This is a genomic window from Pseudogemmobacter bohemicus (assembly GCF_003290025.1).
Classification (GTDB): domain Bacteria; phylum Pseudomonadota; class Alphaproteobacteria; order Rhodobacterales; family Rhodobacteraceae; genus Pseudogemmobacter; species Pseudogemmobacter bohemicus.
The window spans coordinates 1377907-1392420 of record NZ_QNHG01000002.1; the positions used below are offsets into that span (position 1 = coordinate 1377907).

General features: G+C 65.2%; 12 protein-coding genes and 1 pseudogene. 3 read left to right on the forward strand and 10 right to left on the reverse strand.

Features of this window, described 5'->3' with window-relative positions; all coding sequences use genetic code 11:
* Positions 1 to 26: 26 nt before the first annotated feature.
* From DRF71_RS14450 to accD, 4 genes are all read right to left on the reverse strand, one after another.
* Positions 27 to 704 carry a hypothetical protein gene (locus DRF71_RS14450; protein WP_112311169.1) on the reverse strand — a complete coding sequence of 226 codons (678 nt, stop codon included), beginning with the start codon at positions 702 to 704 and terminating at the stop codon, positions 27 to 29.
* Complete coding sequence (locus DRF71_RS28100; protein ID WP_112311170.1) at positions 644 to 1003, reverse strand: hypothetical protein; 360 nt, start codon at positions 1001 to 1003, stop codon at positions 644 to 646. Before DRF71_RS28100 ends, DRF71_RS14450 begins: the two co-directional genes overlap by 61 nt.
* Positions 1004 to 1686: 683 nt before the next feature.
* Positions 1687 to 2940: a bifunctional folylpolyglutamate synthase/dihydrofolate synthase gene (locus DRF71_RS14460; protein ID WP_112311345.1), complete on the reverse strand. Its 1254-nt coding sequence runs from the start codon at positions 2938 to 2940 to the stop codon at positions 1687 to 1689.
* 35 nt (positions 2941 to 2975) lie between these two features.
* Positions 2976 to 3905, reverse strand: coding sequence for an acetyl-CoA carboxylase, carboxyltransferase subunit beta (gene accD / locus DRF71_RS14465; RefSeq protein ID WP_112311171.1), 930 nt, complete (start codon positions 3903 to 3905; stop codon positions 2976 to 2978).
* Positions 3906 to 6236: 2331 nt separating this feature from the next.
* Here accD and DRF71_RS14475 point away from each other — a divergent pair.
* Positions 6237 to 6609 (forward strand): annotated as a pseudogene (locus tag DRF71_RS14475) (IS5/IS1182 family transposase); the annotation flags it as partial.
* Between the two features lie 106 nt (positions 6610 to 6715).
* On the opposite strand, the gene recR reads toward DRF71_RS14475, so the two are convergent.
* The 4 genes from recR to DRF71_RS14495 form a co-directional block, all read right to left on the reverse strand.
* The gene (gene recR / locus DRF71_RS14480) at positions 6716 to 7309 is read right to left on the reverse strand and encodes a recombination mediator RecR (RefSeq protein WP_112311173.1); all 594 of its coding nucleotides are present in this window, start codon (positions 7307 to 7309) and stop codon (positions 6716 to 6718) included.
* Positions 7310 to 7334: 25 nt separating this feature from the next.
* On the reverse strand, positions 7335 to 7688 hold the full coding sequence (locus DRF71_RS14485; RefSeq protein ID WP_112311174.1) for a YbaB/EbfC family nucleoid-associated protein: 354 nt from the start codon (positions 7686 to 7688) through the stop codon (positions 7335 to 7337).
* A gap of 78 nt (positions 7689 to 7766) precedes the next feature.
* On the reverse strand, positions 7767 to 9527 hold the full coding sequence (locus tag DRF71_RS14490; protein ID WP_112311175.1) for a DNA polymerase III subunit gamma/tau: 1761 nt from the start codon (positions 9525 to 9527) through the stop codon (positions 7767 to 7769).
* Between the two features lie 121 nt (positions 9528 to 9648).
* Positions 9649 to 10611 carry an L-threonylcarbamoyladenylate synthase gene (locus DRF71_RS14495; RefSeq protein WP_112311176.1) on the reverse strand — a complete coding sequence of 321 codons (963 nt, stop codon included), beginning with the start codon at positions 10609 to 10611 and terminating at the stop codon, positions 9649 to 9651.
* Between the two features lie 156 nt (positions 10612 to 10767).
* Here DRF71_RS14495 and DRF71_RS14500 point away from each other — a divergent pair, with 156 nt between their 5' ends.
* The gene (locus tag DRF71_RS14500) at positions 10768 to 12462 is read left to right on the forward strand and encodes an acyl-CoA dehydrogenase (RefSeq protein WP_112311177.1); all 1695 of its coding nucleotides are present in this window, start codon (positions 10768 to 10770) and stop codon (positions 12460 to 12462) included.
* Positions 12463 to 12504: 42 nt separating this feature from the next.
* On the opposite strand, the gene DRF71_RS14505 is transcribed toward DRF71_RS14500, so the two are convergent.
* Positions 12505 to 13161, reverse strand: a complete 657-nt coding sequence (locus DRF71_RS14505; protein ID WP_112311178.1) for a GntR family transcriptional regulator — start codon at positions 13159 to 13161, stop codon at positions 12505 to 12507.
* A 33-nt stretch (positions 13162 to 13194) separates the two neighbouring features.
* A complete protein-coding gene (locus tag DRF71_RS14510) occupies positions 13195 to 13887 on the reverse strand; it encodes a M48 family metallopeptidase (RefSeq protein ID WP_112311179.1) in 693 nt (230 codons plus the stop codon).
* 168 nt (positions 13888 to 14055) lie between these two features.
* Between DRF71_RS14510 and DRF71_RS14515 the strand changes: the two genes are divergently transcribed.
* Entirely contained in the window at positions 14056 to 14391 is a 336-nt protein-coding gene (locus DRF71_RS14515) for a TIGR02300 family protein (RefSeq protein ID WP_112311180.1), read from the forward strand.
* The last annotated feature ends 123 nt before the right edge of the window (positions 14392 to 14514 follow it).

Consider the following 14514-nt stretch of genomic DNA (forward strand, 5'->3'; position numbering starts at 1 on the left):
ATCGGTCCGGACAATTGTCCGGTCGCTCAGATTACCTGCAGGGGCAGTGGGCCCGTCACCGGCCCCGGCACTCCGGCTGTGGTCCGAGGCTCCAGCCAGATAAAATGCTCCCCCTGAGACAGGCAGGCAGCGGTTTCAAGATAGGCTACCACCCCGGTGACCGATCCATCGAAATCATCCGAGGCAAGGATTTCGAGGCGGTTGTTGCCGGTGACCGCCTGGATGCGGTCCAGGTGATCACCATTGTCCGAGACTGTGGCGCCCGGCCGGGTGCTGCCGCCCGTAAAACGGGGCGTGACCGTCCCGGCCGTGCGGCCAGAAATTGTGATTGCGAGCCGATACCATTTGCCACTGCTCGTGGCGAAGTCCTGGGAGATGGCGGCGGCCGTCCCGGCGGTATGAGTCGCGAGGCCGTCGGAGATGCTCCAGCCGGCACCCTGAGCCCAGGCGGCAGGATTGTTCATGGTGCCACCGGTGATCAGGTTGGACCGGGTGGTGTCACCAAACGGAATCGACATCGCCTGAGGCGGCGTTGATGCATAGGGGGCACCGGCAGCATCGGTTTCGCGAGAAAGACTGTCCCAGGTGGCGCGGTAGATCTGGATCTGCGCTGTATTCACATCTTCGCCGGTCGAGAGCTGGATCAGAGCACCACCCAGCAGGGACGTGATTGAAATCGCATCCGGATCCAGTGCCGTCGGCAATCAATGCCGCCGCCGATCAGAACAGTCAGGGCTGTCGTCCAGGGGCCAGCGATGCCGGGCGCCGAAACCGCCCGCGCCCGCAGCTGGACGGTGTCGCCCGCGCTGTAATCCTCGATCCTGCCACCCCCATTCGCGGCCGGAATGCTGACAGTGATCCAGCTGCCTGAGGTGCCGAACCGGTGATCGATCTCGAAGCGTGCCGAGCCGACAACTCCGCTGCCGGCGGCAAGCGAATAGATAATGATCCCCGCTTCCTCTGTGCCCGCCGCACCGAAGCTGCCGGCCTTGATGCGCGGCATAGTGGACGCGCAGCGCGGTCTGCGAATGCTCGAAGAGATGGTCGGCGGCCCCGGCAGTTCAACCTCGGAAGGCGCGGCAGAAGACCGGCATTTCTGTCATAACCATCAGTGCTGTGCGACCGTTTTTACACCGTATCTGTCGCGCGTCACATCGTTGATTTGACTGCGAGCGGTGCGCCTGACCGCAAGTCATATGACGGGTGGTGTGGCAACGCGAATTGGATGGCTTGATTTCGGCGTTGCCAATGGGGCGCGCCCATGGCTGCGACCTCCGGAAGGATAGGCCAGCAGCCAGGCAATGTGCCTTGCCGGTCAATGCCGGTGCCGGAGATCCTGACACGGAAGACGTGCCCGGGCTGAACACTTGCGGGATCAGACCGGCCACTTGTTCAGGGGCCGCAGACAGCCAAAAGCGCCCTCACAGAGCACGTCCCGACAGAGAGCCGGAAAGGCGCTTGCAGCATCGGGTCCGCTGGCGCTTGCGCGCCCGCCGCGCGTTGAATGAGCGACCCCGTGCCGATGCCGGCGCGCCCGCGATGCCGTTCGTCCGTTTTCCGCCCTCCGTTCCCATCCCGGCTTATGTCAGCGCGGCGAGGGTGCGGCGGCAACAGGCCGTCGCTGTCTCCCGCAAAGCTGCCGCTGACCACGCAGAAAAGGGGCAAAGCTGCGGCCCTGCCGCCGGATCAGCCGTTTTCCCGCAACACCTGCCCCGCAAGATAGAGCGAGCCGCAGATCAGAACCCGTGCCGCCGGATCAAGGCTGCGGATCTCATCCAGCGCCGCCCGGACCGAGGCTGCGATCCCCGCCGGGATGCCGGCGCGGGCGGCGGCCTCGCTGGTGGCACTGGCGGCGAGAGTATTCGGCTCTCCGGGAATTTCGACCGCGATCAGGCGTTTCAGCTGCCCGGCAAGGGGGCGCATATACCCCGTGACATCCTTGGTGTTGAGCATGCCGCAAATCGCGAAAGTATCGCGGGCGGGCATCCGGGCCAGTGTCGCGGCCACCGCCTCGCCCCCTGCCGGATTGTGCCCGCCATCAAGCCAGAGCTCGATTCCGGGTGCCGATGCCGCCAGCGGTCCGGTGGTCAGGCGCTGCATGCGCGCGGGCCAGACGGCGCGGGTGACGGCGGCCTCACAGGCGGTTTCGTCGCGGCCGAGGAGCCGCAGCGCGGCAATGGCGGCGCCGGCATTCTGGATCTGATGCGGCCCGGGCAGATTGGGCAAAGGCAGATCAAGCAGGCCGTTTTCATCCTGGTAGACCATCCGGCCACGCTCTTCTGCGATCTGCCAGTGCTGGCCGAAGGCAAAGACCGGCGCGCCGAGACGGGCGGCTTTCGCCTCGATCACGGCGAGGCCGTCCTCTTCCTGCGGGCCGACCACAACGGGGACACCGCGCTTGATGATCCCGGCCTTCTCGCCGGCGATCTCGGGCAGCGTCTCGCCCAGATATTGCTGATGGTCGATCGAGACCGGCGTGATGATCGTCAGGCGCGGCTGGTCGACCACATTGGTCGCATCAAGCCGGCCGCCAAGCCCGACCTCCAGCAAGGTGAAATCCGCCGGCACCCGCGAAAAAGCCAGCATCGCGGCGACGGTGGTGATCTCGAAAAACGTGATCTCCTCGCCACCATTGGCGGCGACGCATTCATCCAGCAGCACCATCAGCGCCGGTTCCGAGATCAGCTCACCCGCCAGCCGGATCCGTTCATGGAACCGCGCCAGATGCGGCGAGGTATAGGCATGGACCTTTGCGCCCCCATTCTGGCCGGCAGGGGCCTCCAGCCCGGCGCGGATCATCGCCTGGGTCGAGCCCTTGCCATTGGTGCCGGCCAGATGGATCACCGGCGGCAGGCTGCGCTCGGGATGGCCAAGCGCTGCCAGCAGGCGATGCACGCGGTCCAGCGTCAGGTCGATGATCTTCGGGTGGAAGCTCATCATCCGCTCAAGGATCGCATCCGATCCGGCGGTGCTGCTCACGCCTGTTCTCCGTCGGCGACCGGGGCGGCAGCGGGCGCCGCAGGTTCGGGCGCGGCGAGATCGGCACGGATGGCGGGGGGCTGGCCGGTCAGCATCCTGAGGATGGTGATCAGCTCCTCGCGCATCGCCTTGCGATGGGTCACGCGGTCAAGCATGCCGTGATCCAGCAGATATTCCGCGCGCTGGAAGCCTTCGGGCAGTTTTTCGCGGATGGTCTGCTCGATGACGCGGGGGCCGGCGAAACAGATCAGCGCATTGGGCTCGGCGATCTGCACATCGCCCAGCATGGCATAAGAGGCCGTGACACCGCCGGTGGTCGGGTGGGTCAGCACAACCACATAGGGCAGACCGGCCTCTTTCAGCATCTGGATGGCGACGGTCGTACGCGGCATCTGCATCAGCGCCAGAATCCCCTCCTGCATCCGGGCGCCGCCGGCAGCAGAGAAGATCACGAAGGGCTTTTTCATCGCGACGGCCCGCTCGGCCCCGGCGATGAAGGCATTGCCGACATACATCGACAGCGAGCCACCGATGAAGGCGAAATCCTGAGCGGCGGCGACGATGGGGGTGCGGCCGATCTCGCCCTCGGCGACCAGCATCGCCTCTTTCTCGCCGGTGGATTTCTGCGCCGCCTTCAGGCGTTCGGGATATTTCTTCTGGTCACGGAAATGCAGCGGGTCGGCGATGGGTTCGGGAACCCTGACCTCGGTGAAGATACCGCCATCAAAGAGATGGGTGAAACGGTCACGCGGGCTGATCGCCATATGGTGATCGCAGTTGGAGCAGACGTTGAGATTGGCCTCAAGCTCGCGGTGGAACAGCATGGTCCCGCATTCCGGACATTTGGTCCACAGATTCTCGGGCACCTCGCGCCGCGAGAAGAGCGAGTTGATCTTCGGGCGGACGTAATTGGTGATCCAGTTCATGCGCAGGCCTTTCCACCGGAGTCGTTTCGGGGGTCGTTTCGGGGGTCCGAGGGTCGCTCACCGAGATAAGGCTACAGCGTCGTGAATGCAATGCGAAGGCCTGGAGGTCGGCGGCGAAAAGGGGGGCCGGGGCAGATCAGGCTGTTGGGCCAGATTATCCCCCGATCCGGGGCCGCGCGTTCGGCAGGGTGCCGGTCATGCGCCCCGGCGATGGTCTGGCCGTTGGTCTTCGGCCCTGACGCCGTGCTCCTCTTTCTCCACCCCGACTTCAGCAAGGGTGATGGCCAGATCCGCGAAGACCAGCTGCCAGCCGCCAGTGTCGCTCGGACCAGGGGCGCAACAATGGCTTGCCCCCGGAGAGATTTGCCGACCGCTTGCCATGCAGCGCAAGTGTAGGGGGGGTAACTCTGGCAGACGGTCACAGAAACCAATGTGCCGCCAGAAGCCTTTGAAAGCCTGACAGAAAGAGGATCAACCAGCGCGGCCTGTGTCAATGGTGCGGTGAAATCGGGGGGGGTGAAAATAAGCGATCCGGGGCTGCGCTCCACGCATCCAGTCGACATTTACCCCACATCTGGTCGACATTGCCGCGCAACGGGTAACATCTTGAATCCCAACGTATTCACCGTGCGGAATGAGTTCGGTCATACGAAGAAAGCCCATAAGGCGATCACCGGACGAGGCGGCGAACAGGGAAATCCTTCCCAGTTTGTATTTTGCGGCGAAATTTCCGATTAAATATTTGATATTAATAATTTTTATGGAAATTCATTTTGCCAGAAACGGCAGTGCAAACCGGGTAAACCGTGACCGTTGGTCACTGTTGGTTTCCGAAACAGGTTCGGAAATCTGAGGTTTTGATAAGACGTAACAATGCCAGACAGGTTTCCTAAGCGATCCAATGCGAAAACTGTGACCACCTCATTCGCGCCTCGGTGCCGGTTACCATATCTGTGCAGAGAAACTGTCAGGATCGGAACAAGAATTCCCGGCAGCCGCGTATTTCCTGACAGGTTCGGTAAACCAGAGCAAAAGGCGGCTCCTTTGCTTGCATGACTGGCGGTGAGCGGGTTCATCCGGACGGATGATTGCGGCCCCGACGACATTCTCCGCCCTGTCTGTCGCCGGGGCCGGGACGGCAGGCGGGTCGTCACCCGGACCCGGCATCCGCGTTGCAAACTCAACAGGGTCTTCCGGTGCAGGAAGGACCAGCCGCGCTTTCCGGGCCCGCATCCGCCATCCTGCGTCCGCCATAACGATGCATGCTTTGCCGGAACTCCGTGCCGCCGCGCCAGGCTGTTCGCCGTCGCACGGGCATCAGCATCAGCGTCTCCGCCACGATCAGCGCCTTCACCTCACATGGTCGTCGTCGGTTCCGACGGCCCCGACCGCCAGCGGGGAGAACCTCCGGTATGATCTCCATGGACAGGCCCGGTCCTGATAATCCCACTGCTCCAAAGGCGCCATCAGGCCTGCGGATTGCCGCGTGATCAGGGCACCGCTCTGATGTTTTTCAGGTGTTTCCCGGGCTCCGGCCTCGTTCCCGGCTCATATCCGGAAGAGGACGGTTGCGGCGCGCGCTCTGGCGGACAGGCAGACGCTGCGGCATCTGTCGCATCGGGTTGCACCATATGAGCAGGGTCAGCATGTGATCCGGGGGGCAAAGCCCTGCGATTCTGCTTTCCCGACGATTGTTCACTCTTCGCGCCTGCCGGGCATGATCCCGATGCGGTTGCGGCGTTTCCAGCGGCGCTTCTCGTGCCTGATGGGGTTTCCATGTGATTTACGGCCGAGGACTGCGGGGCCTTAAACCCCTTTTCAGGGCATCTCTGAACCGGGCAGCCATTCTGTCTTCGGGGAGCGCCGCGTCGCCCGCGTCGTCACTGCGCCTCTCCTGCGGTCCTGAAAAGGCGGATCGGGCGGTCATCGGCATCCGCGACGGCGTGTCGTCTGCTGGCCAGGCCCCCTTTGGTTCGTCCGATCGCGCGCGCGCTGGTCTTCTGCCCCCCTCTTTTGACCGCAGCCCCGAGACCCTGCGATGCGCCCTGAGGTCCTTGCGCAGGTGCACCCGACCCCATGGCCTTCGCCTGCTCACAGCGGTCATCACCGCCTTCGGGCCGCCCCGGAAGCCAGCCGCTGTATCATCCGTGTGGACAGTCGCCGGTTGCGGATCAGCGATGCGATGCCGGTCAGAGGCTGGAAAATGCGGGAGGACGGAAACCCCGGTGCATGGCTGGTCCGCATACCGGTGTTGCGGCGCGCCAGCTGCCGGACGGTGATGGTCTGGCTTCCGGACAAAAATTTACCTGTCAGGATCCTCGCGCGGGGGATGATCCTGACAGTTGCCACACAGCCATCGCGGCCCGAGGGGCCAATGCCATCATACTGCCCGGACGAAATGCCAGGGACTGGAAGGCCATGATCCTGGCCTCTTTGCCCGCAATGAAGCCCTGCGCGCCTGCAAACGGTTTGGACGGGTCAACCGAAGACATGGCCCGGAGATCACCGGCGAAGCCGCGTGGGCGCCAGGATGACCTTGCAGGTTCACCCGAACCGGTGGCGGTCACCTGTCCGACCTCAAACTCCTGGGCGAACCCATCATCGCGAGAGGCTGCGACCGGCAGGATGCAGAGGCCAGATCCGCATCGCAGTCTTGAATCGCTCTCCGTTACGCGACAGGTCCGAGACCCTTCGCATGCCCTGATATGGCCGGGAAAGAGATCTGGCTCAGATCGAAAAATATCATTAAATATCAATATATTAAATATAAAGTCCGGAAGCTTGCGCAGCCGGCAAGGGCCGGTGCCCTGTCACAGTCGGCGCCGCGCCCGCAAGGCGGCGCCCAGCGTGCCGTCATCAAGATGGTCCAGCTCGCCCCCGACCGGCACACCCTGGGCGAGGGTGGTGATCTGCGCCTGGGTCTCGGTCAGCGCATCGGCGATGTAATAGGCGGTGGTCTGGGCATCGACGGTGGCGCTGAGCGCCAGGATCACTTCGGTGATCGCCTCATCCGCGATGCGGGCGACGAGCCGGGGGATGCCCAGCTCCTCCGGCCCCATACCGTCCAGCGCCGATAATGTACCGCCCAGCACATGATAGCGGCCGCGAAAGACCTGCGCGCGTTCCAGCGCCCAAAGATCGGCGACATCCTCGACCACGCAAAGCTCAGCCGTGGCGCGGCCGGGGTCCAGGCAGATCGGGCAGATATCAGCGGTCGAGATATTGCCGCAACGCTGACAGTCGCGCGCACTCAGCGCCACTTCGGCCAGCGATTGCGCCAACGGCGCCATCACCTGGGCGCGGCGTTTCAGCATGGCCAGCACCGCGCGCCGGGCCGAACGCGGGCCCAGCCCCGGCAGCCGCGACATCAGCTGGATCAGCGTCTCGATTCCGGTCTCATCCATGGGGCGTGACACGGGGTCGCCGGCGTCAGAACGGAAGTTTCATATCGGCCGGCAGGCCGAGGGATTCGGTCAGGCGGCGCATCTCATCGGCGGATTTCGTGGCGGCGCGCGATTGCGCATCGCGGATCGCGGCGAGGATCAGGTCCTCCAGCACTTCCTTTTCCGAGGGCACCAGGATCGACGGGTCGATATCAAGACCGGTCACATCGCCCTTGCAGGTCGCCCGCGCCTTCACAAGGCCGGCGCCGCTTTCGCCGACCACCACGCTGTTGGCGAGGCTTTCCTGCAGATCGGCCATCTTCGTCTGCATCTCCTGGGCGGCTTTCATCATTTTGGCCATATCGCCAAGCCCGCCGAGACCACCAAGACCTTTGAACATCTGTTTCTTCCTTTGTGCTGTGCCGGGGATAGGGGCCTCGCTGCTTTCGCGCAAGGTCGCCGCACTATGGGGGAGTGCCTATTCCTCGAACGGGTCCCAGTCATCGCCATCTGCCGCCTCGACCTCGGGCAGGGCGTCGATGGCGGCCGCGGCTGCGGCATCGTCTGCCCGGCGGATATCGGTGATTTTTGCTTTGGGAAAGGCCGCCATCACCGCTTTGACCAGCGGGTTTTGCAGGGCGCCGGTCTCGGCCTCGCGCCGTTCTTCCTCGCGGATCTCGGCAATGCTGGGCGCGCCGCCGCTGCCGACAACCGAGACGCCCCAGCGGCTGCGGGTCCAGCCCTGGAGACGTTGCGACAGCCTGGCAGCGAGGTCGCGCGGTGCGCCGGGGGCGGGCTCGAATTCTATGCGGCCGGGGGCATATTGCACCAGGCGCAGCCCGGTCTCGACCTCGACCAGCAGCTGCATATCGCGCTTTTCGCGGATGAGGGCGACGATCTGGTCAAAGGAGGTGTAGATCACCTCGGGCTGGCCATTGAGTGCGGGCGCCGCCGCCATCATCGCGCCATGGGCCGGGCCGCGCACCATCGGCGCCATCCGCATCGCGCCATGCACGGCGCCGCCGCCGGCCGGGGCGCCACCCGCCATGCCGCCGCCGCCCGCCGGCGGACGCGGTCCGTCATTCAGCCGCCGCATCAGCGTTGCCGGATCGGGGAGTTCGGCCACATGGGTCAGCCGGATGATCGCCATTTCCGCCGCCATCATCGCATTCGGGGCCTGGCCGACCTCTTCCAGCGCCTTGAGCAGCATCTGCCACATCCGGGTCAGCGCCCGCATCGGCAGTTTGTCGGCCATTTCAAGGCCCCGGCTGCGTTCATCCGGAGGGACGGTCGGGTCTTCGGCGGTCTGGGGGGTGACCTTGATGACGGAAATCCAGTGGGTGATCTCGGCCAGGTCGCGCAGCACCGCGAGGGGATCGGCGCCTTCGGCATATTGCCCAGCCAGTTCGGCCAGCGCCTCGGAGGCCTGCCCCCGCATCACCATGTCGAAAAGATCCAGCGTGCGGCCGCGATCGGCGAGGCCCAGCATGGCGCGGACCGCCGGCGCGGTGGTCTCGCCCTGGCCATGGCTGATCGCCTGGTCAAGGATCGAGGTCGCATCGCGGGCGGAGCCTTCCGCCGCGCGGGTGATCAGCGCCAGCGCGTCTTCGGAAATCTCTGCGCCCTCGGCTGTGGCGATGCGCTTCAGAAGCGCCATCATCACCTCGGGCTCGATCCGGCGCAAATCGAAACGCTGGCAGCGGGAGAGCACCGTGACCGGAACCTTGCGGATCTCTGTGGTGGCGAAGATGAATTTCACATGCGCCGGCGGCTCTTCCAGCGTTTTCAGCAGCGCGTTGAAAGCATTGACGGAAAGCATATGCACTTCGTCGATGATGTAGATCTTGTAGCGCGCCGAGGCGGCCCGGTAATGGACCGAGTCGATGATCTCGCGGATATCGCCGACACCGGTATTCGAGGCGGCGTCCATCTCCATCACATCGACATGGCGGCCTTCCGAGATGGCGACGCAATGCTCGCATTTGCCGCAGGGTTCGGTGGTGGGGCCGCCAGTGCCGTCGGTGCCGATGCAGTTCAGCCCCTTGGCGATAATGCGGGCGGTGGTGGTCTTGCCGGTGCCCCGGATACCGGTCATCACAAAGGCCTGCGCGATGCGGCCGGCTGCGAAGGCGTTTTTCAGGGTGCGGACCATCGCCTCCTGGCCGACAAGATCGGCAAAGGTCTCGGGACGGTATTTACGGGCGAGAACCTTATAGGCCTGTGGCGATTGGTCGGACATCTGGCCTCCTCTGGCTCGGTCTCAATCTAAGCCTCCGCCGGGGCTTCGGCAACCGGCTGCCGCTGGCGCCGGAATTCGATGCGAATTCCGGACCGGTTTCTTGCAAGAAACCGGCGCCCGGTTAAAAGCGGGGCGCGGCTGCCCGGCGCAGGCGATCATTGATGGCATGGCCGAGGCCGGTTTCGGGGATCGGCGCAAAGGCGATGCGCCCGTCCGGACCGGCAAGCGCATCGGCCTCGCGCAGGATATGGAAGAGGCGCGCGGCGGCCTCAACGAGGTCGCCGCTCTCCGACAGGGTCAGATCGCCTTTGACCGGGCCAAAGCCAACCAGGATCTCTCCGGTTTCGGCCGCCCTTGCCCCGAGCCGCACAAGCGCCCCCGGCGCATAATGCGAGCCGAGCTGGCCCGGCGCCATCGGGCGACCTGGCTCTTTCGGCGTGGTGTGCTGCGCGATTCTCTGGCCGAGCGCGACCTCCAGTTCCTCCACCGGCAGGCCGCCGGGGCGCAGGAGCTGCACGCCGCCATCGGCAAAACCAAGAATGGTTGATTCGACGCCCACCTCGCAGGCCCCGCCATCCAGCACTGCTTCGATCCGCCCGGAGAGCCCCGCCATCACATGCGCGGCACGGGTGGGAGAAACCCGGCCCGAAGGGTTGGCCGACGGCCCCGCCAGCGGTCCGCCAAACGCCCTGAGCAGCGCCCTTGCCACCGGATGCGCCGGCACCCGCACCGCCAGCGTGGTGAGACCCGATGTCGCCAGCGGCGAGATGCCGGCGCCTTCCCGCAGCGGCAGAACCAGCGTCAGCGGCCCGGGCCAGAACCGCCCGGCCAGCTGCCGCGCCAGGGGGGGGAAGTCCACATAGCGTGCGGCCGCCTCCGGATCCGGCAGATGCGCGATCAGCGGGTTGAAACCGGGCCGCCCCTTGGCCTCGAAGATCCGCGCAACCGTCCTGTCCTGCCGGGCATCGCCCCCGAGCCCGTAAACCGTCTCGGAGGGGAAGGCCACCAGCGCGCCCTCCCGCAACAACCCGGCGGCGCGGGCGATCCCATGGTCGGTCGCAGCAAGCAATTCGGTCTGGTACATTCCGGCTCCTGGACTTTTGGCTAAGGGCATTTGACGCAGCGTCCACCTTGCGGGGGAGAGGCATTTGTTTAGCTTTCGCGCTTATTGGACCACAGAAGATCAGACAAGACCGTTCCCGTGCCAATGCGCGGCCGGCGGTCAGACGGAGACCCGGATATGAGCCAGGCACCAGCGACGGATCAGCGATTCATCCTTGATCACATCATTGATTTTGCAGAAATTTCCAGAACGGATCGCTTTACTGATGCCACGCCCGATATGGTGACGGCTATTCTGGAAGGCGCGGCAAGACTGAGTGATGAGGTGGTGTCTGCGGTGAATCGCGACGGTGATCTGGTGCCGGCGCGGCTGGAAAACGGGGTGGTGCGGGCCTCGAAAGGGTTTGACCGCGCCTATAGGGCGATTGCTGAGGGCGGCTGGGTCGGGGTCTCGGCGGCAGCGGACTATGGCGGCATGGGGCTGCCGCATGTGCTGGCCACCTGCGTCAATGAGATGCTGGCCGGCGCCTGCCTCTCGTTGCAGCTGAAACCGCTGCTCAGCCAGGGCCAGATCGAGGCGCTGGAACATCATGCCCCGGAGGATCTGAAAGCGCTTTACCTGCCGAAGCTGATCTCCGGCGAGTGGTCGGGCACCATGAACCTGACCGAGCCCCAGGCGGGATCGGATGTCGGCGCGCTGAGCACCCGTGCGGTGCCGGCCGATGATGGCAGCTACCGGATCAGCGGGCAGAAGATCTTCATCACCTGGGGCGATTCGGATCTGGTGCCGAATATCTGCCATCTGGTGCTGGCGCGGCTGCCGGATGCGGCGCCCGGGGTGAAGGGGATCTCGCTGTTCCTGGTGCCGAAATACATCCCCGATGCGGCGGGGAACCCGGGCCTGGCCAACAGCCTGCGGGTGGTCAGCCTGGAGCATAAGCTTGGCATCCATGGCAGCCCGACCTGTGTGATGGAATTCGACAATGCCACCGGCTGGATGATCGACGGGCCCGGCAGGGGCATGGCGGCCATGTTCACCATGATGAACAATGCCCGGCTTGGTGTGGGCATGCAGGGCGTCGGCGTGGCCGAGGCTGCGCTGCAAAAGGCGGTCGCCTTCGCGCAGGAGCGGGTTCAGGGAAAAACCCCCGATGGCAGCAAGGCGATCATCGGCCATGCCGATGTGCGGCGGATGCTGGCCGAGGCGCGGGCGCAGGTTTTTGCCGCCCGGGTGATCGGCCTGTCCTGCGCGAAGGCCATCGACATGGCGAGCGCCACGGGTAAGGCCAGCTGGACCACCCGCGCGGCGCTGCTGACACCGATCGCCAAGGCCTTCGGCACCGATACCGGTATCGAGGTCGCGGATACCTGTATCCAGGTCCATGGCGGTATGGGGTTCATCGAGGAGACCGGCGCCGCGCAATATCTGCGCGATGCACGGATCACTGCGATTTATGAAGGCACCAACGGCATCCAGGCGATGGATCTGGTCGGGCGCAAATTTGCGGATGATGGCGCGGCGGCGCTGACGCTGATCGGCGAGATCGGTCTTGCGGCGGGGGCTGCGATGGGGCGTCTTCCCGATCTTGCGACGGCGGTGGCCAATGCGGCCGGAGCGCTGGAAGACGCGACCGGCGAGATGCTTGCGATGGAGATGAACGACCGCTTTGCCGGCGCGGTGCCCTATCTGCGAGCCTTCGCGCTGGTGCTGGGGGCCGACGCGCATCTGCGGGCGGCGCTGGCCGATCCGGGCCGGTTGCCGCTGGCAAAGGTGATGATCCTGCGTCTGTTGCCGGCCTGTCGCGGGCTGCTTGACACAGCCACCGCCGGGGCGGCGGGGCTATATGCGGTGCCGGTTGAGGCCCTGGGCTGAACCCCTGAACTGAACTCCGGGGGCTGAACCTTGGCCCGGACCTTATCCCGCGAGGTGGCGCAGCCCCTGGGTGACATCGGTTCTGACCGCCAGCCGCAGCCCGGGCTCGTCGCCGGCTTTCAGCGCCGAGAGGATCATCCGGTGATAGGGTGGCGCCTCGCGCCGCCTCAGCCGCGCATAAAGCGCCCGCATCGTGGGGCCAAGCTGCAGCCAGACCGTCTCGCACATGGCAAGCATCGCCGGAGCCTGGGCGCGCAGGTAAAGTGTGCGGTGGAATTCCAGATTGGTCCGCACATAAGCCACCGCATCCTGCCGCGCGACGGCCTCGGCATTGGCGGTATTGATCGCCGCCAGCCGTTCGATCAGCGCGAAATGGGCGCGGGGCAGCGCGCGGGCGGCCAGTTCCGGCTCCAGCATGGCGCGGATCGCGGCCAGTTCCTCGATCCGCTCGGGTGTCAGCTCGGGCGTCGAGACGCGGCCCGAGGACGACAAAGTCAGCGCGCCCTCGGCCACCAGCCGGCGCAAAGCCTCGCGCGCGGGGGTCATCGAGACGCCGAATTCCTTGCCAAGACCGCGCAAGGTCAGCGCCTGGCCCGGCGCCAGTTCGCCATGCATCACCTGCTGGCGCAGGATGCGGTAAAGCCTTTCATGCGCGGCGGCATTGGGGTCTGGCGGGCGGGGGCCGGCGGGTATGATCATGGCTGGCATCGGAACATTCCTGACAGGGCGCGGTCAAGCCTGGAAGCTGTAGCGGTGCAGCGCCTGGCCCTCACGTTTCAGCCAGTCGCGCTCGGCCTTCCAGCCGGGGCGGATGCGGCTGACCACGGCCCAGAAATCGGCCGAGTGATTCATCTCGACCAGATGCGCCACTTCATGGGCGGCGACGTAATCCAGCACCGGCTGCGGCGCCATTGCAAGGCGCCAGGAATACATCAGCGTGCCGTCATGGCTGCACGACCCCCAACGCGAGCGGGTGTCGCGCAGCACCAGCCGGGCATAGCCGCGCCCGACGAGGCCCGCATAATGGGTCGAACTATAGGCCAGCCGGTCCCGCGCCAGCGCCTTGAGCCAGGCCGCCACCTTTGCCCCCGCCTGGTCGGCGCGCCCCGGCACCAGCAGCATATCGCCCTCGGCCCGCACGCCGCGCCCCTCATAGGCGGTGATTCGCATCATCCGTCCCAGCACCGGCAGCTCGGAGCCATGGCCAACCGTGGCCATTCGCGCCATCGGCATCGAGGCCAGCACATTCCTGAGCCAGCCTTCCTGATCCTTCAGGAAGTTCAGCGCATCGCGGTCTTTGGCACGCGGCGGCAGCGTCAGCGTCACCTTACCATCAAGCCGCGAGACACGCAGGGAAAACCGCTTCGCCCGGGCCGAGCGGCGCAAATTGATCTCGACCGGCGGCGGTCCGGGCAGCAACAGCATCAAATTCTCGTTCCGGTTGCCTGTTTTCCTGTGCCGCCCCGCTTGATTCCGCGCCGGCAAAGGCGCATCTGACGGCTCATGCGAAAGGCTTTGACAGTCGCCCCGGCCTGTGGCAAGGGGCGGCGTTCGGATTACCCTGTCAGCAGGGCGAAAGTGAAGGGACAACCCATGGCCAAGGAAGACTGGGGCACCAAGCGTCTGTGCCCGACGACCGGAAAGCGGTTCTACGATCTGAACCGGACGCCGGTGGTCAGCCCCTATACCGGCGAGGTTGTGGATATCGAATCGGCGCGGCGCAAGCTGGCGGCCGCCGTGATCTCGCGCGTCTTGCCCGAGAAGGACGATGAGGTTCTGGTCGACGATCTCGAAGCCGAAGAAGATCTGCTGGAAACGGCGGAAGGCAATGACGACGATCTCGACGATGATCTGCTCGAAGACGACGCCGATGACAATGTCTCGCTCGACGATCTGGCCGATGTGGCCGGCGATGACGAAGAGGGCTGAGGGCGGCCTGCCTGCCATGCAGGCCAGTGCTTTGTGAAACCGGAAAAAGGCCCGCCTCTGGCGGGTCTTTTTTTGGCGATTCTGTATTTGGCACATCGGCACTCCGAGCCGTGCCGACTGTCG